This is a genomic window from Acinetobacter sp. ANC_7513 (assembly GCF_056779915.1).
Genome location: NZ_JBWYIW010000003.1, coordinates 1 through 21,995, shown reverse-complemented (window position 1 = coordinate 21,995; position 21,995 = coordinate 1). Strand labels below are relative to the sequence as shown.

Here is a 21,995-nt window from a genome sequence, read left to right as displayed (position 1 = left end):
TTATTGTAGTGAAAAACTACAATTCTTCAATGAAATAATAGTAATTTTGAATATTGAGTGATCGTATGAAACGATAATGGCGTCCCTACGGGGATTCGAACCCCGGTTACCGCCGTGAAAGGGCGATGTCCTAGGCCTCTAGACGATAGGGACGTTGCGAGGTGCTTGTATATTAAGGATAGACATTTCAATTGTCAAAAGCTTCGTATCAAAAAAAGTTTTAATCGTTCATACATTAAGCAAAAACAATCAATTAGTTTTAATTTTGATTAAACTGACAACAATAAGATTTTTCATGTATTTAAATAACATGGAGAGAAGGTCCTCACTATAAAAAAACGATCCGCTTTATATTCATCATATAAAACCAGCCATCTGTAAAATTTGATAAGATGACGTGGTAAGACAACGAAGGAAAGAGGCGTGTTGCCATTTAAACTCTGGGTGGATGCTGATGCATTACCTAAAATTTTGCGTGAAGTCATTTTAAGAGCTTCTGATCGTTACCAACTTGAAGTAACTTTTGTCGCCAATCAAAATGTAGGAATAACTCCTTCTGTTCGTATTAATTCAATACAGGTGATGAGTGGAGCAGATCAAGCTGATAAAGAAATTATCGAACGTATGAAAGAGCATGATATTGTCATGACGCAGGATATTCCTCTAGCAGCTCAAGTCATCGAAAAGGGTGGCGTTGCAATTCATCCACGTGGTGAAATTTGGACAGAAGCTAATATTAAGGCACGATTACATTTGCGTGATTTCATGGAAACTTTGAGAGGGGCTGGCGTTCAAACCGGTGGACCACCGCCAATTTCAGAAAGAGATAAGCGTGAATTTTCAAGTGCTTTGGATCAAACGATTCAAAAACAAAAAAGAAAAACTGCCTGATTTATCTTATCAATCGAGTTCACATGCCAGAAAAATCTAAACTTATGCTCATTTATGCCTTATTGGTCATCATCTGGGCAACAACTCCACTTGCGATTGTGTGGAGTGTAGAAGATATTTATTTAATGTGGGCATTGGTGATTCGATTAGGCTTGGCACTGCCTATCGCGGCATTGCTTCTCATTGTTTTAAAGGTAAAATTTCCTTTAAATTCAATTGCATTGCATAGTTATTTTGCTGGTTCATTTAGCTTGATTGGTTCACAATTTTTTACTTATGTAGCTACTGATTATCTAAGTTCTGGCATGATTGCACTGATGTTTGGATTAGCACCAATTATGGCGGGGCTTATTGGAAAATTTATCTTTCAACAAGATTTGCATAAGCTGCAATGGTTAGGAATGATCGTCGCGATTACTGGGCTCGTAGTGATCAGTTTTACTGGATCATCACAACATATCCATCCCATTGGAATTGGTTTAATGTTGCTTAGCGTTTTTTCATACGCAATGTCAATTTTTTGGGTAAAAAAAATAAATGCTGATGTAGCACCGATGGCACAGGCGACAGGTTCAATACTGGTTTCTACCTTTGTTGCATGTTTAATTGTGCCATTTATATGGAAATATTTACCTACTGAATTACCTTCAATGAAGTCATTACTTGCGATCATATATTCTGTTGTTATGGCTTCATTAGTGGCTATGTTTTGTTATTTCTATTTGGTCAAAAAAATCCAACCGACGACATTGTCACTGACAAATGTAATGACTCCAGTTCTAGCACTTGGTGTAGGTGCTGCATTTAATCATGAGAAATTAACGCTAGGTATGATACTGGGAGCAATGATCCTACTTCTGGGATTGTTTATGTATTTTTATCGGGATATAGAAACGAATCAGAAATTTAAACAAAAAGTATTAAAGCCTTAAGTTGGATGCTCAGCGATTCTGAGAGTTTTTTAAATGCTTCAAGGCTTCTGTTAACTTTACTTTGTCTTGGGGATGTAACGTTAGAAAATATGCACCGGTTCTAAACAGCCCATTTTCTTCTTGATTGCTGTAGACAACTTGTGCAGTTGCAGCGATATGAAAATCATTTTCAGGGTGACTCAATGTGATGTGTATATAGGTTTGTTCAGGGATATGTTGCTCAGCATAAAAACTAAAACCCGTTTCAGACAAATTGACTTGAGTAGGTACTGGTAACATGGTTTGTACAATAGAGTCGTAAAGTGAGCCCGTAATGAGGTTTAATTTTTGATTAAATAAGGATAATATCCGAGCAATTTGTTGATCTTTTTGATTTAATTGTTCTAATTCGTACATAAGCGCATGATCAAATTGATCTAATTCTGCAAGTAAGAGAAAATAGCGCGGTAGTACAAAATTTGAATCATAGGGATCATTCAAAGCGACATCTTTAGTGATGATCTGATAATTTATTCTTAAGGCAGCATCAATACGTGACATGACGCGTCTTTCAATATTGCCACTTTGATGCTGAAGATTTTCCATTAAAACACCTCGGACTAGATGGTATGTTTAAACCGATCTCGCTGTATATAGGGTTGAGATACACTCGCGCACGGCGAAGTAATCACTTTATTTCTTTTATTGCTTTAGTTTCCATGATCGGTCTGACTTTGGGCGTCGCTGTTCTCATTACTGTGTTATCTGTAATGAACGGTTTCGATCGTGAATTAAAAAACCGTGTCTTGGGAATGGTACCTCAAGCGACTGTTTCCTCTACACAAATTCTAACAGACTGGCCTGAGCTTGCAAAGAAAATAGACCAACATGAACATGTGACGGGTGTTGCACCTTTTACACAGTTGCAGGGGATGTTAACAGCCCAAGGACAGGTTGCAGGGATAATGGTCACGGGTATTGAGCCTGACTATGAAAAAAATGTATCTATTATTCAAAATCATATGGTTCAAGGCGACATCAACTCATTAAAGAAAGGTGAGTTCGGGATTGTTTTGGGCAAGCAGATGACGGATGCTTTAGGTTTAAGTCTCAATGACAATGTAACATTGGTATTACCTGAAGCGACACCATCACCCGCTGGCGTTGTTCCAAGATTTAAACGTTTTAAAATTGTCGGTATTTTTAGTATTGGTGCGGAAGTGGACTCGATGATGGGTTACATCGCGCTAAATGATGCTTCGACATTGTTGAGACTGCCGGATGGTGCACAGGGTATCCGTATGAAGCTAGATGATATCTTCAAAGCACCACAAGTCGCTGAAGAAGTTGTTATGGATTTACGAGGCAATTTCTATCCATCAAATTGGACTTATACGCACGGTAATCTCTTTAGTGCCATTCAGATGGAAAAAGCAATGGTTAGCCTTTTACTTTTCCTCATTGTCTTGGTTGCAGCATTTAATATTGTATCTTCATTGGTGATGGTGGTTACTGATAAAAAATCCGACATTGCTATTTTAAGAACCTTAGGTGCTTCACCAGCAACGATCACTAAGATTTTTATGGTACAGGGTACGGTGATTGGTGTTGTAGGAACACTGGCAGGAGCAGCACTAGGAATCATCTTTGCAACGAGCATTAGTGGATTTATTGGCTGGTTGAACACTGCTTTTGGACTAAATTTATTCGATGCATATTTCATTAACTATTTACCATCGTATCTACGTTGGCAAGATGTGGTGGTGATTGTTAGCTTATCACTAGCGCTAAGTTTCCTTGCAACAATTTATCCAGCGCTGCGTGCTGCTAAAGTTCAACCAGCAGAGGCTTTACGCTATGAGTAATATTGTCTTAGAAGCCAAAAATATTCATAAACATTTTACAGATGGTAAATCAACTGTTGAAGTGATTAAGGGATTGGATTTAGTTGTTGAGCAAGGACAATTTGTTTCAATTGTTGGATCAAGTGGTTCGGGTAAGAGTACGCTGTTACATGTATTAGGGGGGCTTGATCGTCCGTCCGAAGGTGTAGTGATGCTTAATGGGCAGCGTTTTGACACTTTAGGCGAAGCTGAACGCGGTTTCCTACGTAATGAACACCTCGGATTTGTGTATCAATTTCACCATTTACTTCCTGAGTTTACGGCTTTAGAAAATGTATCAATGCCGCTGATGTTACGTAAAGATGCAAATTTTAAAGAAGTAAAAGAACGTGCAGAATATTTGTTGAATAAAGTGGGTTTATCACATCGTTTAACGCATAAACCAGGTGAGTTATCTGGCGGTGAGCGACAACGCGTTGCACTTGCACGGGCTTTAGTGGCTCAACCTAAATTGATGATGGCAGATGAGCCTACTGGAAATTTAGATCGTAAGACTGCCGTCACAATTTTTGAATTGCTTTCCGATCTGCGTAAAGAATTTAATATGGCAATGCTCATCGTGACCCATGATGAACAGCTCGCACAAACTGCTGATAAGATTTTGCATATGCAAGATGGATTGTGGGTATAGGCTCAAAATCCGATTAACAGTCTTGTTAAAGCCCACTTAGGTGGGCTTTAATCTATTTAAGAAAAATAAACATAAAAGTTAGATGTTTTTAATATTTATTCTCATCTTTTGGATTATTGGTGTTGCTACGATCAGCTTTCAGGGTGAAGTTGAATATTCAACTCTCTTGCTGGGTATGGCAAGTATCATTTTGATCATGTGTTACTTTGTACGATTAATGAGGCAACCTGATCGATTCATTTATCCTCACACCTCAAGTATTGTCCAGTCATCATCAAGAATGCTTGTGCTAACGGGAATTTGTCTGATCACATTTGTTTTGGGGCATCAACATGCAAAAACAGCCTTACACGATCGTTTAGAGAAACGTGTTCAATATATTGAAGAAAAAGAAATTGTTGTCTATATCAATAAAATTAATCAGCTGAAAATGGATCAGGAAGGTCGATCAATACAGCAGCGTGCGCAAGTGATCGACAAGAAGCAAGGACAATCTCAAACGCTATTATTATATTTGCGAGAGTCAAAACTTGATACGACATTAGAACTAGGGCGTTATTATAAAGTTACGGGAAAATTAAGACCCGCACATAGTTATGCAATAGATGGGGTATTTGATCATGAGAAATGGTTGTTGCAGCAAAATATAGCTGGAACAATGCGTGTAGATTGGATCGTACCTGTAAGTGAAGCGGTGTTATATTCTGAAGGTTATTTATCTTCAACTGATGTGCATCGGAGCCTTATCGCACGATTGAGCCTGAGCATTGAAAAAGCACGTTTAGCTTTTAGGGATGATATCGAACAGGGAGTATTCAGGAATAAGGGTTTGCAAGTCGCGTTACTCACAGGTGATAAGAGTCTACTGACGGAGCAACAAGAAGAATTATTTAAAAAACTAGGCATTACGCATTTATTGGCTATTTCAGGTCCACATGTTCTAATTTTTGCTGGTTTATTATCGTGGTTCATGGGGTATCTTGTATCAATTTTTCGTCCTCATATTTTTCTAAAAGTTCCCAAAACATATTTACTTTTAATCCCTTTCGTATGTGGGGTAATTATTTATAGTTTTTTTTCAGGGCTCGAAATTCCTGCACTAAGAACTACATTGTCAGTTTGTCTAATTAGTATCGCTATTTTATTTAAATTTAAGATTAAGCCTTTTGTACTATTACTTATCAGTGCAAGCTTAATGCTCTATTTAGACCCTTTTAGTATTTTATCTGCTGCATTTTGGCTTTCGTACGGCGCATGTTTGATTTTGATTCGTGTATACCAAACGATCGTTCATGAACAGCAAAACACTGCTTTAATCAATAAGCATCGTTTTATAGATAAAGCAAAAATGTATCTTAAAATACTTTTGCAATCCCAATGGAAAATATTTATTGCACTGATACCACTCACTCTACTGATATTTCAACAGATTTCTTTATTTGCGCCATTTGCTAATTTAGTTGCTGTTCCAATGATTGGTACCTTGATCGTGCCATTGGAAGTACTGGGCTATTGTCTCAGCTTTATTCCTTTTGTTGGTCAATTTTTATTTCATCTGGCTGATGTATTGATATCGGTTCTTTTGGTGCTACTGACTAAGCTGGGAGCAATATTAGACAATCCATTGAAATGGGTAGCGTTAACGAAAGCACAAATGTTTTTGCTCGCTTTGGCAGTATTCATGTTCTTTATGCCAAAGAATGTAATCCCTCGATTATGGATACCCGTATTAGGTGTGGCATTGCTGATGCCTAAACGTGATGATGGATACGATATCATAGAAATTTTGGACATAGGGCAGGGGCAGTCCATACTCTTACAGTCATCAGGGAAAACTGCTTTAGTTGATACAGGCGGGAGCTTTGATGAGAATACATTTAGTATCGGAGAAAATGTAGTTGTCCCTTTCTTAATTCAACGTGGCATATCAAAATTAGATCAAGTTTTTATCAGTCATCTTGATCAAGATCATGCTGGAGCATACCGCACTATTGGAAAACATATACAAATTGATCAAGTTATCTCAAATGAAAAAGATGATAGGTTTCAGTATGTTGAATTTGATTATTGTCGACAGCATCAACAGGTACAATTGGGTAAGATCAATATACAATTTCTTTCACCAGTTGAATCACAATTAAATTTTGTCAGTCAAAATCGTAATGAGCTTTCGTGCGTAATGTATCTGACATTACCCTATGCTAACGATTTTAAGCATATTCTGATTATGGGGGATGCAGGGTGGGAGACAGAGTATCGTATTTTAAAGCAGTATCCTGAACTTAGAGTAGATATTTTAATCTTAGGACACCATGGCAGTCGACATAGTTCATCTTACGACTTTTTAAAAAATACCAAACCTAAAATTGCCATTGCATCGGCTGGTTTTGATAACCGCTATAATCATCCACATTCTGTTGTCAAAGAGCGTTTAAAAGCGCTTAATATTCCGCTACTCGATACCCAATCGAAGGGCAGCATTCGAATGACCTTCGATAAAAACAGAGATGTACAATTTCGATATCATCGAGATCAAAAAGCGTGGTTAACTCGGAATATCCCCATAGATTAACTTACTTTTCTGACTTGCTCTATTTTTACTCTGGCTTGTTCTGCAGGGATACGATAAATGTTATGTAGATCAGGATTTGCACGGAAACGTTTATAGCTCCAATGAGCATGTTCAGGATAACGATGAATCAGGCTTTCTATTGCACGGTGAATTACTAACGTTCCGTCAGCGGGAGTGCCTTCATAAATCGAAGCATCCATTGGTTCAATAAATACATCAAAATCTTCAGTTTCATTGCGAATTGCATAGACCAAAAGGCCTTTGGCTTTGGTTTTTTGGATGAGTTTGGCACTTAAATTACTGGACTCGAGTGGTATGCCGAAATAATCGATCATTTCACCACCGTGTTTAGGATTGTGATCTGGAAGAATCACAGTTGTCCCCCCTAATTTAAGGGCTTTAAAAATTTGTCTTATACCACTCTCATCTGTAGGGACTAAAGTTGCTTGTTCTCGACTACGAGCCTGGCGCACAAATTGATCTGCTTCTTCATTCTTGATGGGTTTATACATGATGGTCATCTTAGTATATTGTGCGAACCACGCATTCATGACTTCCCATGTACCAAAATGTGGTGCGAGTAAAATAATACCTTTCTTTTCAGCCATTGCTTCATGAAAATATTCAGCACCAGTGACATTGCGTATTCGTGAAATATTGGTTTCGTTTGAGCTTCCCCAAATACTAAAAAATTCCATATAAGATTGAAGTTCGTTTCTTACCGCTGCACGAGTCACTAAATGTTTTTCTTCATCAGAAAGATGCGGTAAGCAAATGTCGATATTGAGGCGGATGGTATTCGTAGTTTTTGTAATTTTTAGCGTATTAATCAGCCCTGCAAGCATTTTTGCAAAAAAACGAGAAAAACGAATCGGACGGCGACTGAAGAAATTTAACAGGCGGGTTGTGGTCGATGTTTTGGTTTCAGGCATTAGATTCAAAATTTGGTAAGTTCATAGAATATTGTGATTTGGGTTTATTATATGTTAAATCTTGACTTATAAATAGTTTGACCTCATTCCTTGTATATAATGTCAGCTTAAATTTAATTTGGATGATATGTATGTCCGCTTGGCCGCCTGAACCACAAAATGAAAATCAAAAACCAAATAACCAACCGAACGGAAAAGAATGGCAAATTTTAGAAAAAGCTGTTCTCGCATCTGTAGAAGAACAGAGACGTGCAAGACGTTGGGGAATCTTTTTTAAATTTCTTACTTTCGCATATCTGTTGTTTATAGTTTTGGTCATGGGGAAAAGTTGTTCAACGACTTCCACTGATAGTGCGGTGTCATCACAGCATATTGCTACAGTCGATATTGTAGGAACGATTGCTGCAGACCAGCAAAGTGTGAATAGTGCAGATACGATCAAAGGTTTGAAAAAAGCATTTGAAAGCAAGCAATCGCAAGCTGTTGTTTTAAATATTAACTCTCCGGGTGGATCTCCAGTTCAGTCTGATGAAATTTGGCAAGAGATCCAATATTTAAAGTCGGTTTATAAAGATAAAAAAATTTATGCATTAATTGGTGACACAGGTGCTTCAGGTGCTTATTACATAGCGTCTGCAGCGGATGAAATTATTGTTAATCCATCAAGTTTAGTCGGCTCAATTGGCGTCATTATGCCAAACTATGGAGTGAGTGGTTTGATGCAAAAACTTGGCGTTGAAGATCGCACCATGACTTCAGGTGAGAACAAAGCATTATTGTCGATGACACAACCAGTTGATCCTGCACAACGTGCACACGTACAAGGTGTATTGGATAATGTTCATCAACATTTTATTGATGCAGTTAAAAAAGGTCGTGGCAATAAATTGAAATCGCAAGATCCTGCTATATTTTCAGGTTTGTTTTGGACTGGTGAGCAGGCTGTGAAGCTCGGTATCGCAGATCGGATTGGCAGTATTCACACACTGAAACGCGAATTAAAAGTCGAAAAAACGGTAGATTATACTATTCAACGTAGCCCCTTTGATTCTGTGATTGGACGACTTGGAAGTGAATTTGGTCAAGGTTTTGCTTCTTCAATTTCCAAGCAGATTCAATCTGAGCAGGTGAATCGAATCCAATGAAACCATTGATCCATTTTGCTCATGCCAACGGGGTTCCATCGAAAGTTTATCAAAAATTTTTTGATGCTTTGTCTGATCAATTCGATGTGATTTATACGACCAATCTTGGTGTTGATCAACGTTATCCTGTAGATCAACACTGGGAAAGTATGACACAGCAAGTGATTGATAATATTGTTCAGAAATCCCATGGTCGTAAAGTGATTGGTATCGGGCACTCCTTAGGAGGAGTTTTGACGTTCAAAGCTGCTTTGAAATGCCCAGAACTTTTTAGTCAAACTATTCTTCTCGATCCACCTCTTATTATGGGGCTAGAATCATTTGCTATGCATATTGCAAAGTCTTTGAAGTTAAAAGCAGTGGATCAAATGTCGCCAGCGGCATTGTCTAAACGTCGACGTGATCATTGGGATAGTCGAGAGCAAGCTGCAACATTACTTCGACCAAAAGCCCTATATGCAGCATTTGATGAGCAATGTTTTAATGACTATATTCAATTTGCATTAGTTGAAGATCCAACGCGTGGCGGCGTTGAGTTGGCGATTCCAAAATCTATTGAAGTGGATATTTTTAGAACCAATCCTTCATTATGGTGGCTGCCTCAACCTAAGCTCAAAGTTCCAAGTCAATTAATTGTTGCTTCTCAAGGTCCATTCTTAGCACGTAAATTCCCTCATAAAGTGAGGAAAAAGTTTGGTGTGCCTTTTAGTATTTTTGAAGGTGGACACATGTTCCCACTTGAACATCCTGAGCAATTGGCTGCGCATTTAAAAACTATTTTGACGCCACAAAAAAACGCAGCCTAAGCTGCGTTTTTTAAATCAAATATGACAGAACTGTATTGGACCTTTCAAAATTTGATTTTTATAGTGCACGCCTTCGGATGTGACTTGAATGGTTTGATTACAAATCCATTCTACAACTTGAGGATAAATTAAATGTTCAAGTTGATGTACACGATCAGCTAAAGATGCAACATTATCATGGTGCGACACTTTGAGTACGCCTTGAGCAAGTGCTTGACCTGCATCTAGTTCTGCAGTGACATAATGTACTGTACATCCATGCCATAAATCACCAGTATTTAATACACGTTGATGTGTATGCATTCCTTTGTAATTTGGCAGTAGAGAAGGGTGGATATTGATCATTTTACCCTCCCATGCTTTAACGAACTTAGCACTTAAAATACGCATAAAGCCCGCTAAAACTACAAGATCAGCTTCCCAGTCGAGCAGTTGCTGATGCATAACATCATCAAACGTTTCACGGTCTGGGAAGTTTTTGTGTTCAATCACTGCAGTTGCAATGTTGGCATGAGTAGCACGCTCAAGTGCGTAAGCATCAGGTTTATTCGAGATCACACCGACAATTTGACCTGAAAGGTTTGCATCAATTAATGCTTGTAGGTTTGATCCGTTACCTGATACTAAAACAGCAATTTTAATCATGTTTTAACAATAAACTGATTAAGCGAAGATCACACGAATTTTTTCGTCTGCACCTTCGACAGATTCAGCATTGTCAACAATGTGGCCCATTGTCCATGCTTTTTCACCGAGTTGATTTAAGAATTCAACTGTTTTATCAGCTTCAGCAGCATCAACAACTAGAACCATACCTACGCCACAGTTGAATGTACGGTACATTTCAAATTGTTCTACACCACCTTCACGTTGAAGAAGTTTGAACAGCTCAGGCCATTCCCAAGAAGATTCGTTTACTACAGCTTGAGCACCATTTGGTAATACGCGAGGTAAGTTACCTGGTAAACCGCCACCTGTGATGTGTGCCATCGCGTGAACATCAACCTGTTTGAGAAGCTCTAGAATTGGTTTAACGTAGATACGAGTTGGCTCCATTGCGACATCAGCAAGTGGACGACCATCAACAATTTGAGTTAAATCAACATTTTTTACATCTAAAATTTTACGAAGAAGAGAGTAGCCATTAGAGTGTGCGCCGCTTGAAGCAACACCAACTAATACATCACCAGCTTTAACTTTAGAGCCATCAATAATTTTACTTTGTTCTACAACACCTACACAGAAACCAGCTAAATCGTAATCTTCACCTTCATACATGCCTGGCATTTCAGCAGTTTCACCACCGACCAATGCACATCCAGCAAGCTCACAACCTTGACCGATACCTGTCACTACATTTGCTGCGACATCAACATTGAGGTGACCAGTTGCGTAGTAATCAAGGAAGAAGAGTGGTTCAGCACCACAGACAAGTAAATCGTTCACACACATTGCAACCAAATCCTGACCAATTGTGTCATGACGGTTTAAATTCAATGCTAAACGTAATTTTGTACCAACACCGTCTGTGCCAGATACGAGAACAGGTTCTTCATAACCTTTAGGAATTTTACAAAGTGCACCGAAGCCACCAAGACCGCCCATTACTTCAGGACGAGTCGTGCGTTTAGCGACAGATTTGATACGATCGACTAACGCGTCGCCCGCCTCAATGTCGACACCTGCATCTTTGTAGCTTAAACCAGTGTTTGGGGTAGAAGTTGAGTTGCTCATATTGAAGTCTCCGCATTCGCGCGGGGATTATAACCTGAATATACGAAACTCTTATGTTATTTATGCACTAAAATGTTATCTTTACTAAAATATTTTCCTTTACATAACGAATAATCTTAAAAAAGGCGAGTTTCTATGGTAGATCGTACCCTACGCCGTGTTTTTATCCTTGCAGGGATAGCTTTATTTCTCTGGATTTTATACTTATTAAAACCGGTCGTAATCCCATTTATTGGTGCATTTTTAATAGCTTATCTTTTCAGTCCATTGGTTGAACGATTGCATAAGATAGGTTTACCTCGTTGGTTGTCTATCAGTTTGGTATTTATTGGTATTGGTGTCGTGATCACATGGGCAATGTGGTATTTGGTTCCATTAATTTGGGAACAGCTGATGTATGCTAAATCCAGTATCCCGAAAGTAGTTCATTGGGTAAATTATAGCTTCTTACCGTGGTTATCAGATACTTTCAATATAGTGCCACTAGAATTAGATGTAGACCAGATTTCAGCAGCTGTTATGGAGTATGTTCAAACCAATTATAGTGCTGACAGTATCCAAGCGATGGCACTCAAATTGGCACAATCTGGTCTGAATTTTATTCAGATTGGTGGGACAATTGTACTGATTCCAATTATTGCATTTTATTTCCTCTTAGATTGGGATCGAATGCTCAATAGTTTGCGTCGACTCATTCCACGTCCTTATGAAGCTTCAACACTTGAAATCGTAGGTGAATGCCATAGCGTACTAGGCGCATTTGTAAAAGGACAATTCCTCGTGATGATCCTTTTGGGGATTGTTTATGCCGTTGGTTTACAACTAATTGGTCTGGAAGTTGGTTTGATTATTGGCATGATTGCAGGCTTGGCAAGTATCATCCCATATTTAGGATTTGCAGTAGGAATTATTGCTGCCGTGATCGCAACTTTCTTTCAATTTGGTATGGATTGGACTCAACTCCTTTTAGTTGCAGTGGTGTTCATGGTAGGGCAAGCTGTTGAAGGTTATGTGCTTCAGCCATTCTTATTGGGAGATAAAATTGGTCTTTCTCCAGTAGCGGTCGTATTCGCTGTATTGGCTGGTGCACAATTGGCTGGTTTCTTGGGTATGTTGATTGCATTACCTGTTGCAGCTGTAATCGTGGTACTGCTCCGACATGCACGTGACACTTATGAAAGGAGTACAATTTATGGTACGCCAGCTGTTGCCGTAGCTGATCATGGTGGTGGTGAAATTACAATCCAAACCGATCAGGTTGATATTGAGCTTGATCTCAAACCACAATCAATCAATAATCAACAAGATATTGCAACATCTGAAAAAATCGATGTGCAGAAACAAAATAAAGAACCTTAAGGTGACCAAGCATTTATGCGGCAACTGCAACTTGATATAGAACCTCAACTTGATGCACGGATCAGTGATTTTTCCGGCCCAGGTTGGGGACCCGTCATTGATGCAGTTCGCCAACTTCATGCTGGATTAATGAATCGATTTTATCTTTATGGCGGGGCGGGCACAGGAAAGAGTCACTTATTAACTGCAATATGTGACTCATATCTAGATGTGGGGAAATCTGCAATTAAAGTTTCATTGCTAGAATTGCTCGATGCTCCAATTGAGGCGATTACTTCATTGGATCGTTATGATTTGGTCGCTCTAGACGATATTGAAGCGATTAGTGGTGTACCGCATTGGCAAAAGGCGGTATTTCATTTAATAAATAATAATAATGATGGTGGAGGACAACTAGTCTTTTCATCTAGATCTGCGCCAATTGAACTGAAACTTGAATTACCAGATCTTCAGTCGAGATTAACTCAAGCGGTGAGTGTTAAAGTGCCAACAGGTCAATCCTATGCTGACCGCTATGCCTTATTACATTCTGTGTTAGATCGTAAAGGTGTGCATTTTGATCCTTTAATTATTGATTATCTGCTGACCAATGGCCCGATACAGACCAGTACCTTATTACAAACAGTTGATCAATTATCAAAGTTACTACAGGGTGAAAAAGTTAAGCTATCCAACGCAACCCTTAAGCAAATCTACGCGCTCATCGATCAGTATAGTGCTTAAATGCTTTTTTAAATGTTATTCAAAACTCAAAATGTAGACTTTATCTGAACTCGGCAATTTTTTACTTAAAAATAATTGAGAATTCAAAAAATTTGTGACAGATTAGTCAAAATGGACAAATAGCGCTACATAATTAAAGTTCGCTACTTAAAAAAATAAAGAAAAAATTAAGGAGATGGTAATGCTCAGACGGGGCTTAGGTCTTGTATTGTTGTGTGCAACAGGGCATGTATTCAGTGCAGATATTGTGGTTACGACCACTGAAGATATCACCAAAAATGATGATCAATGTTCGTTGCGTGAAGCAATTGAATATATTAATCAGGGTAAACCTGAAGCAGGTCTCAATGGCTGTGGTGGTAAAGATGCCACAGATAATATTATCTTATCTACGAAAGAATATCTCCTAAACGAGCAAGTTCGCATCTCTAAACCGATGGTTTTTAGAACGCAGTATGAAACTACCATTGTCGACGATATTCCTGGTACAAAAAATGCCGTCATAACAATGAAGGGTACTGATCGAATTTTCCATATTGAGCGAATTCGTCCTAAAGCTGATGATGAAATTAGAGATGCTGCAATTGGTGTGGAATTTTACGAAATTACCTTGCAAGGTTGTGCCGCAACAGTATGCAAAGACAAAGGTGGGTTAATTCTCAATTATGAACGGCTAAAATTTGATAAAAGCCATCTTATCAATGGCAAAGCGAATTTTGGCGGTGCGATTTATAATGTTGAATCATTTATTGAATCCGAAACCAGCAAAATTCGTTCCGCGCGAGTGAATTTAGTTAATTCGTTATTGGAAAACAATCAAGCACAACAAGGTGCTGTTTTGTATAGTGAATATCCTGATTTTGACATTAGTGCTTCTGTTATTAAAGGTAATAAAACAACAGATTCAGAAGGTTTCGCAATCTATAGCCATAAAGTGTTGAGTGAAGACGAAACTAAGGTGACCAATCTCAATTATGCCAAAGTGACTAATTCAACAATTTTTAATAATAAGGGCTATATTATCAATGTGAAGGATGGTATTGCGCTTAATAACAATACGCTGGTCTTTAATGATTTTGGCTTGGTTTTTAATGCACCGTTTAAGAAGGCATCGCTTACTAACAATATAATTGCAAAAAATGGCAATCGAGACTGCCGTGTAGAGACTGCAATCGATCAATCAAATTTAAACAATAATTTATATGGTTTTGGTTGTGAGGGCACAGCTTCAGAAAAACTGGGCGAGCGCACATTATTAGCTGGGACTGATGTAGAAGGTGAATGTGATGTTAATTCATCTGGCATTTTATGTCCGTTCAAAGTCTATTCTGGCTATGCTTTAGGATATTTCCGTCCAAGAGTGTTGCCTAGTTATCGACAATTGACAGATTCTCCGATCATTAATCGTGGACCAGATTCAAATGGTACATCATGTGAAACAGTTGATCAGCGTGGCAACGCACGTAAGGATCGTATTTTGTGTGATCGAGGCGCAATCGAACTTATTCAGTCAAGTACGTCTTCAGGCAGATTTGGCAAGGATATCTTTTACGGAGAGATTGTTAAGTTAAATATTAATGATTTTCTAGGAGATGGTGAGCTAATACCTGCTAGTCAATGTGATGCCTTAGTCGGACCTCATCCGAAAAAAGAAGAATGGCAAGCGGGCTGTATGATCATCCAACAAAATAACTCTCCTAGTAAAGGTAAAGCTGAACTACTCCAAAATGGAGAGTTTACGTATACACCTCAAGGGAATTGGCACGGAACTGATGATTTTAAAGTTTTGGTCGTTGTATCTACACGTCAGTTAAATGAGTCAATGAATCCTTATATCGAAATTCCAACTGTCATTAAACAAGACCCCAGAGATACTTATACAAGCGATAAAGTAAAAACTTCTGGTGGGGGGCTAGGTCTAATCTCCGTATTAGGTCTGATGACTTTAATCGCGATACGTAGAAAAAAATAATAAGGTAACCGTATGTTGAAAAGTAGAAAAGCTTTTTTGACCTTAGCAGTCCTTTCTGCAATGTCATTGATGGCTGCTGAAGATACAATAATTTATGTCACTACCTTTGATGATGAAGACGGTACTAATGATGCAAAGTGTTCACTCAGAGAAGCGTTGACGGCTGCTTCGACTAATCGAGCTTATGGAGGTTGTGCTAAAGGTAATACGGATCGAGTACAAACTGACATTATTCAGCTTGAAGCTGGTACCTATAGCTTGAATGCAGAGCTTCAGCCAACTTCTTCAGTGATTATTAGGGGTAAAGAGCCTGTCGATTATTCCAAACCGAATGTCATTTCAAATAGTTATCCTGCGCAAACTAAAATTCAAACTATAATTAATGGTCAAAATACATATCGCATTTTTAATACGACCAATCTAAATCGACCGAGTTTGAGTTTAAGAAATATAGAGCTGAGAAATGGTAAATCATCTACCAACGGTGGCGCTTTGCTATTGGGAGGCGAGACTGATTTATATAATGTAAATATCACTAGCTCTTCTGCATTAAGAGGTGGAGCGATATTTTTGAATGACAGTGATAGCTCTTTAAGTTATTCGGTCGGGTGGGTGAGTGGTAATACAGCTCAGCAAGGCGCTGTTATAGCGATGTCTTGTTTGGATAATCTTGTGTTCACACGTCGTAAGATTGATTTATCCCGTATGTCTATTACCGAAAATGGAAATACAGCTTCAAACAGTTTATTCTCATTTTGTGGTGAACCTACAACTCAATTGCAAGCAAATACAATATCTTCCAATGTATTAAATACTACACAAGGTCAAATTTTTCAATTTAGTGATCGTTTAACAGATGGGGGTCAAATAAATTTGAGTCCCAATTCTATTTTGAAGCTCGATAGTAATACGATTATCGCGAATACCGCGCGATCTGTGCTTTGGTATGGAAATACAGGTGCAAAAGCCTTAAATCATAATGTGATAGGTTTTAATCAGGCTAAAGCCTGTATATATAGTCACGGTGATGTGAGCCAAGTTGAGTCAGCAGGTATTGAATTATTGGCAAATGCTATTCCACTGAGTAATCCATCTATAGACTGTGATCTACCAGCAAAAGCGTCAGAAAATGCACAAAAAAATAGTCTTGATGTTAGTCAATTGAGTATCAATGATCTGTTTTCAACATCGTTACCAGTTAATGATGAGAATACTAACTTTCATCCTGTCTTTTTTCCGAAGATTAATTCGAGTGGTACAGATTTAGTTGATTTTGGTACTGATGGTTGTTCGCTGCTTGATCAACGAGGTATTAATCGGATTGGATTAGACTCGCTCAACAGTTTAGATGCGACTCCCAATACTTGCGATATTGGTGCAATAGAAACCTTAAAGTTGACTGTTTCCAATTTAAGTAAAGCAAATGAATCACTGGTTCAGATAAAGAAATCAACTGAGAATAGAATTAAAGCATTCGAAGATGCTATTGCCGATCCTGAAACCAAAGAAGAAGTGATTGATTATTATAATAAGGAGCTCACCGATCAAAAAGCATTTTTGAATGAGTTAAATAATCTTAATCAATATCGTCCAATTTTGTTCGATCCATTTAAATTGAATTTACCGGATGAAATTGTTTCTCCTGATGGTACGGTGCGAAAAATTGAGCATCTTAATGTTGATAATTATGATGTCAAAGTTGAGGTTGTGGGAGTTGGGAAATTAGATATCGATAAAACGTTCTTAGGTAAGTTTGATGAGCGGTTGAAATGTGAGTGGAAACCGCAGCTTAAGCAAATAGTCATGTATAGAACAGATGGTCGCATAACACCGAGTGGAGACTCTGAATTCTGTACATATACGCTTACTTCAAAAAGCGACAGTAAAAAAACATCAAGTGCATATTTAATTGGTAATTTTATCAATATCGTGCCAACTGTTCCTGAACGTGTGGAATATACAATCAATCCAAAAAAATCGACTCAAATCAGTGTAAATTTACTGGCTGAAGCGAGTGATGCTGGTGATGGCAACAGAAATGCAATCAATCCTCCAAATAAAAAGGAGTTTTACCATAATGCTAATGGGGATGAGGTATCAATTTATTTTGCAAGAGTACCGAATCCCGTTTCAATTATCGCAGATCGGGTAGAGCCATGTGCTAATGACCGTTTTAAAAAGTGCTATGGTGGAAACATTCGAGTTCAGTTGAACAATAATTTGGATGTCTTTTCCTATGATCTTAAGTACTCAGTATTGGACGCAGACGGCGCTTCATCAGGTGAGGGAACATTAGCTGTTCTAAATACGGAAACAGGGCCTGGAAGTTCTCGTACGAGTGGAGGGGGTAGCCTAGGTGGGTTTGGGCTTTTAGGACTCATTGGTTTAAGTTGGCTTAGAATGAGAAAATCTAAACCTCATTAATAAAAAAGCCAGCATTTGCTGGCTTTTTTTGTGTTTGATTTTGTGTAATATTTTGCAAAAAATTAGTATATTTTGAACAGTTTATTGCTACATTTGAAGATTGCTGATTACTTTCTTAAATTACACCAATGTCATCTTTTAATGAGCTTATACCCTTAAATCAAATTGAAGTTAATCCTTCGGATTTGCTCTCAATTAAGAGGCATGATCTTGTTCCTTTATTGACTGATTCGTCTAAACTTAATTTATATGCTGAACATATTGTGCAGGCACAAAATGCTCTATTGGTAGGTATAGACCCCACTTTAAATAAAAAATTAAGCGAAACAATTTCAGATATTATTCAAAAATTGAATCAATCCAAAAAGAAATTAAAACAAAAAAAATTTAATGCTCTCCAAAAGTGGTTAGGTCTGGATTTGGAGTTCGGTGCGGGTCAAATTTCTTATATTCGTGATTTAGATAGACTCATTCTAGATGCTGATCAGCTGTCCCAACGTATTCACATTGAAATCCAAAAGTCTAGTTCTCGATTTCAGCAAGCAGTTGGTTTAAGAGAGCAAATGGCGCGCTACATTCAAGCAGCAAGACAATTTTTAACAGAATACACAGATTTTTCTCATCATCGCCATCCACTCGATAACTTTGAGGAGCGATTGGCTAAAAAAATACAAACATTAGAGTCGGTACAAGCAAACAATGATATTTCTCTCATGCAAATGCAATTGACTCAACAACTTTCATTAACTCTGACGGATCGTTTTCGTGAAGCGCAGCAAGTATTAATCCCAGCTTGGCAATATCATCTTGAGCAAACTCAAATTAAAAATGGCGCAGTCGATATTGAAAAGTTAGATCAAAGTCGCGAACAACTGATTCGATCTCTAAAAAAATCACTAATTAAAGAATAAGGTGTGTTATGTCTGATTTTCCAATTCAAAAGAAAAATGAATCCTTAAGCTTAATCTCTACGGAGGAAAAGTTTTCCAAGTTAGATTTAAAAGAAATTGGGTTGACGACGTCAGACCTTGCAGCAGTCGAATCAGTTCACCAAGAACTAGCTGATATGAATCATGCTACGGTTGCTGAATATGGGAAAAATATCGCGACTAAAACAGCGACTTATACGGATGAATTACTGGATCTAGTTAAAAATAAAGATTTGGATGCAACAGGTCAAAAGTTAAATGAAGTCGTTACAGTGGCTCAACAGCTCAATACAAACAGTATTTTAAGTCCTGCTAAAAGTTCAGGCTTCTTGGGTAGTATCTTAAATCGATTTAAGGGTGCTAAACAGAGTTTTGATCAAAAGTTCAATACCACTAAAGAACAAATAGATGCTTTAGTTAAAGAAATTGAAACCTCTCAACAAGGGTTAAAAGACCGTGTAAATACATTGGATCGTATGTTTGATGGTGTGCAGGACGAATATAAACAATTAGGGGTTTATATTGCTGCAGGGAAAATTAAACAACAAGAAGTTCAGGAGCAAATAGCTGAATTAAGTACGCTAGAACAAGATGCGCAAACTAATCAAAAAATCTACGACTTAAATCACTTAGCAAACAACTTGGAAAAAAGAGTGAGTGATTTACAGGTATTGCAACAATCTGCGATGCAGACATTACCGATGATTCGAATTATTCAATCAAATAATTCAATGTTGGTTGATAAGTTTTATGCGATAAAAAATATCACGCTTCCTGCCTGGAAAAATCAAATTAGTTTAGCGATTTCATTACAGGAACAAAAAAATAGCGTCCAATTGGCTAATACTATTGATGATGCGACGAATGAGTTACTTAAACGAAATGCAGATTTATTACACCAGAATTCAGTCGATACTGCTCGAGCAAATCAACGCTCAGTGATTGACATTGAAACACTTGAACATGTTCAAAATACCCTCATTAAAACAGTGAATGATGTTATTAGTATTCAGAAAGAAGGGATGCAAAAACGTGAAGAGGCATCAATCCGTATTAAGGCTTTGCAAGGAAATCTTCAACAACTTGTTTTGGATTCGAGTCAAAATCAGCCAAAACACTAATTTCTTGAGGTTTAAATTTGAATAAAACCAATGAATATCTTGTGGCGCAGACTGAGATTCAGAAAAGATTGCCTGAATTGTACAAACGAAATCGCATACTTAATTTATGGGGATTTTTGAGTACCAGTGTACTCATTATTTCAGTTGTGTCGCTTTTTATTCATCAGGACATGATTTATGGTTTTATGGGTATGAGTGAAACTGTTCAGCAGCTTCATTTGCCACATAGTTTAGATGAAGTCGTAAACGTGTACCAACATCAGCCTGACTATTTTTTTAATTTGATATCTTGGTTAGGTTGGTTCATTCTAAAAGTATTTAGCTCAGTCATTGGTGCTTTTTTTATCGTTCATTTTTTAAAGAAAATACGTTTTTTCTATGTGCGCTTTCAATCATTTGTACTTAAGTTTGTTGGTTGGTTCATTGCTGTCATCTTAATTTGGTCAGGTTTGACCTATGTTCAATATGACTTGAATGATGAGTCGTTGGAACAACAATATCAATTAAGTCATTATGATAAATCGATTCACGAAAGTCAGATTGCTGTCATCATGACTGAACAACAGGTCAATCCAATTATACAAGCCTACGTCCTTGCGCAAGTGGCTTTGATTCACAAACCTGAAGATACCAAGCTAGCAACTGCATATTTAGCTCGACTTGCGCAAGCTGAAAGAAATGAAAAACAGTTTGTCGAATATGGTTTTAATGCAGAGCAGTTATGGTCAATGCAGCAACAAGTTTATGGTCAATCTATTACTCCTTGGGCAAAAGCGATAGATCATCGGGCAAATCAGGCACGACAAATTTCAGAAGTCGTCAAGATGATATTAATGGTGTTCTCAGCCATCATGTTATTGTTAATGCTTATTTTCTTTGGATTAGCTCGTAGTTTTAAAAGCAGAATTCAAACGATCACTCAACGTTTGGAGATATAGTTAAAGTTTGTACTGTTACGACCATCATAAAAGAATCATTCATTTTTAAATGAATGATTTTTTAATTCAATTTTTCGATAGTCTTTATGCAAACTAACTGTTTTACCTATTTTTGTATTTCTTCTAATATAGCTTTATCAAATAAATATTACTCCTTTGGAGACGTTAGCAATGTTAGATCAAAATACTTCAGCTCAATTAAAAACGCTTTTAGAACGCCTTGAAGGTCCAATCGAATTGGTTGCGACTTTAAATGATTCAGACAAATCTGCAAAAATCAAAGAACTTGTGGAAGAAGTGGCTGAACTTTCTCCATTCGTCACAGCTCGTTTTGATGGTCAAAATAAACGTGCGCCGAGCTTTGGTATTGCAAAAGCAGGTGAAGAACCGCGTGTCTTCTTCGCAGGTTTACCAATGGGTCATGAGTTCACTTCTTTGATTTTGGCATTGCTACAAACTTCTGGTTATGCACCAAAAGTATCTGATGAAGTATTAGCATCCATCAAAGCTTTAGAAATCAAATCTGACTTTGACGTATTCGTATCTTTAAGCTGTCATAACTGTCCAGATGTGGTTCAAGCACTTAACTTGATCGCAATCTACAACCCTGGCACAACTGCAACCATGATTGATGGTGCATTCTTCCAAGACGAAGTTGAAGAACGCAAAATCATGGCTGTCCCAATGGTGTTCCAAGACAACGAACATATTGGTCAAGGTCGTATGACATTGGAAGAAATTGTTGCGAAGCTCGATACTAACTCTGCAGCGAAAGATGCTGAAAAACTCAATGCCAAAGATGCATTTGACGTGCTTGTGATCGGTGGTGGTCCTGCAGGTAACACATCTGCAATCTATGCGGCTCGTAAAGGTATCCGTACGGGGATCGTTGCTGAGCGCATGGGTGGTCAAGTCATGGACACCATGGATATTGAAAACTTTACATCAGTGCAAAAGACGCAAGGTCCTAAGTTTGCGGCTGAAATGGAAGCACATGTTCGTG

At 37.9% G+C, this 21,995-nt stretch carries 19 protein-coding genes and 1 tRNA gene; 15 read left to right on the top strand and 5 right to left on the bottom strand.

Annotated elements, in window-relative coordinates:
- Positions 1 to 77: 77 nt before the first annotated feature.
- Positions 78 to 153: transfer RNA gene (locus AC1M9B_RS05255), tRNA-Glu, on the bottom strand.
- Between the two features lie 270 nt (positions 154 to 423).
- On the opposite strand from AC1M9B_RS05255, the gene AC1M9B_RS05250 reads away from it, so the two are divergent.
- Both AC1M9B_RS05250 and AC1M9B_RS05245 read left to right on the top strand, forming a co-directional pair.
- On the top strand, positions 424 to 891 hold the full coding sequence (locus tag AC1M9B_RS05250) for a YaiI/YqxD family protein (RefSeq protein WP_035266848.1): 468 nt from the start codon (positions 424 to 426) through the stop codon (positions 889 to 891).
- Between the two features lie 23 nt (positions 892 to 914).
- The gene (locus AC1M9B_RS05245) at positions 915 to 1,823 is read left to right on the top strand and encodes a DMT family transporter (protein WP_035266850.1); all 909 of its coding nucleotides are present in this window, start codon (positions 915 to 917) and stop codon (positions 1,821 to 1,823) included.
- A gap of 9 nt (positions 1,824 to 1,832) precedes the next feature.
- Here AC1M9B_RS05245 and AC1M9B_RS05240 read toward each other — a convergent pair whose 3' ends face one another.
- On the bottom strand, positions 1,833 to 2,408 hold the full coding sequence (locus AC1M9B_RS05240) for a PilZ domain-containing protein (RefSeq protein WP_035266851.1): 576 nt from the start codon (positions 2,406 to 2,408) through the stop codon (positions 1,833 to 1,835).
- A gap of 23 nt (positions 2,409 to 2,431) precedes the next feature.
- Between AC1M9B_RS05240 and AC1M9B_RS05235 the strand changes: the two genes are divergently transcribed.
- The 3 genes from AC1M9B_RS05235 to AC1M9B_RS05225 all read left to right on the top strand — a co-directional run bounded on the left by AC1M9B_RS05235 (position 2,432) and on the right by AC1M9B_RS05225 (position 6,909).
- The gene (locus tag AC1M9B_RS05235; protein WP_481591824.1) at positions 2,432 to 3,667 is read left to right on the top strand and encodes a lipoprotein-releasing ABC transporter permease subunit; all 1,236 of its coding nucleotides are present in this window, start codon (positions 2,432 to 2,434) and stop codon (positions 3,665 to 3,667) included.
- Entirely contained in the window at positions 3,660 to 4,337 is a 678-nt protein-coding gene (gene lolD, locus AC1M9B_RS05230) for a lipoprotein-releasing ABC transporter ATP-binding protein LolD (RefSeq protein ID WP_035266856.1), read from the top strand. The genes AC1M9B_RS05235 and lolD overlap by 8 nt, the downstream gene beginning before the upstream one ends.
- Positions 4,338 to 4,419: 82 nt before the next feature.
- Entirely contained in the window at positions 4,420 to 6,909 is a 2,490-nt protein-coding gene (locus tag AC1M9B_RS05225) for a DNA internalization-related competence protein ComEC/Rec2 (RefSeq protein ID WP_481608707.1), read from the top strand.
- On the opposite strand, the gene AC1M9B_RS05220 is transcribed toward AC1M9B_RS05225, so the two are convergent.
- Positions 6,906 to 7,841, bottom strand: a complete 936-nt coding sequence (locus AC1M9B_RS05220; protein ID WP_481608706.1) for a lysophospholipid acyltransferase family protein — start codon at positions 7,839 to 7,841, stop codon at positions 6,906 to 6,908. The genes AC1M9B_RS05225 and AC1M9B_RS05220 overlap by 4 nt on opposite strands.
- Before the next feature lie 131 nt (positions 7,842 to 7,972).
- On the opposite strand from AC1M9B_RS05220, the gene sppA reads away from it, so the two are divergent.
- Complete coding sequence (gene sppA / locus AC1M9B_RS05215; RefSeq protein ID WP_481608705.1) at positions 7,973 to 8,986, top strand: signal peptide peptidase SppA; 1,014 nt, start codon at positions 7,973 to 7,975, stop codon at positions 8,984 to 8,986.
- Entirely contained in the window at positions 8,983 to 9,792 is an 810-nt protein-coding gene (locus AC1M9B_RS05210) for an alpha/beta fold hydrolase (RefSeq protein ID WP_481591826.1), read from the top strand. Before sppA ends, AC1M9B_RS05210 begins: the two co-directional genes overlap by 4 nt.
- 15 nt (positions 9,793 to 9,807) lie before the next feature.
- On the opposite strand, the gene purN is transcribed toward AC1M9B_RS05210, so the two are convergent.
- Positions 9,808 to 10,437 carry a phosphoribosylglycinamide formyltransferase gene (purN, locus tag AC1M9B_RS05205; RefSeq protein ID WP_481608704.1) on the bottom strand — a complete coding sequence of 210 codons (630 nt, stop codon included), beginning with the start codon at positions 10,435 to 10,437 and terminating at the stop codon, positions 9,808 to 9,810.
- Between the two features lie 18 nt (positions 10,438 to 10,455).
- Positions 10,456 to 11,526, bottom strand: coding sequence for a phosphoribosylformylglycinamidine cyclo-ligase (gene purM, locus AC1M9B_RS05200; protein ID WP_481586445.1), 1,071 nt, complete (start codon positions 11,524 to 11,526; stop codon positions 10,456 to 10,458).
- 135 nt (positions 11,527 to 11,661) lie between these two features.
- Between purM and cxpE the strand changes: the two genes are divergently transcribed.
- The 8 genes from cxpE to AC1M9B_RS05160 form a co-directional block, all read left to right on the top strand.
- Positions 11,662 to 12,885 (top strand): chloramphenicol efflux transporter CxpE, encoded by a 1,224-nt coding sequence (cxpE, locus tag AC1M9B_RS05195; RefSeq protein ID WP_481608703.1) that lies wholly within the window; start codon positions 11,662 to 11,664, stop codon positions 12,883 to 12,885.
- A gap of 15 nt (positions 12,886 to 12,900) precedes the next feature.
- Positions 12,901 to 13,608: a DnaA regulatory inactivator Hda gene (gene hda / locus AC1M9B_RS05190; protein WP_035266869.1), complete on the top strand. Its 708-nt coding sequence runs from the start codon at positions 12,901 to 12,903 to the stop codon at positions 13,606 to 13,608.
- Positions 13,609 to 13,789: 181 nt separating this feature from the next.
- Complete coding sequence (gene rbtA, locus AC1M9B_RS05185) at positions 13,790 to 15,580, top strand: rhombotarget A (RefSeq protein WP_481597225.1); 1,791 nt, start codon at positions 13,790 to 13,792, stop codon at positions 15,578 to 15,580.
- Between the two features lie 12 nt (positions 15,581 to 15,592).
- Positions 15,593 to 18,004: a CSLREA domain-containing protein gene (locus tag AC1M9B_RS05180; RefSeq protein WP_481608702.1), complete on the top strand. Its 2,412-nt coding sequence runs from the start codon at positions 15,593 to 15,595 to the stop codon at positions 18,002 to 18,004.
- 128 nt (positions 18,005 to 18,132) lie between these two features.
- Positions 18,133 to 18,915, top strand: a complete 783-nt coding sequence (locus AC1M9B_RS05175; protein ID WP_180027900.1) for a tellurium resistance protein — start codon at positions 18,133 to 18,135, stop codon at positions 18,913 to 18,915.
- Positions 18,916 to 18,923: 8 nt separating this feature from the next.
- Positions 18,924 to 20,054 carry a toxic anion resistance protein gene (locus AC1M9B_RS05170; protein WP_092766783.1) on the top strand — a complete coding sequence of 377 codons (1,131 nt, stop codon included), beginning with the start codon at positions 18,924 to 18,926 and terminating at the stop codon, positions 20,052 to 20,054.
- 17 nt (positions 20,055 to 20,071) lie between these two features.
- The gene (locus AC1M9B_RS05165) at positions 20,072 to 20,992 is read left to right on the top strand and encodes a hypothetical protein (RefSeq protein ID WP_481588962.1); all 921 of its coding nucleotides are present in this window, start codon (positions 20,072 to 20,074) and stop codon (positions 20,990 to 20,992) included.
- Positions 20,993 to 21,163: 171 nt separating this feature from the next.
- A partial coding sequence (locus AC1M9B_RS05160; protein ID WP_481608701.1) for a thioredoxin family protein occupies positions 21,164 to 21,995 on the top strand: 832 nt, incomplete at its 3' end.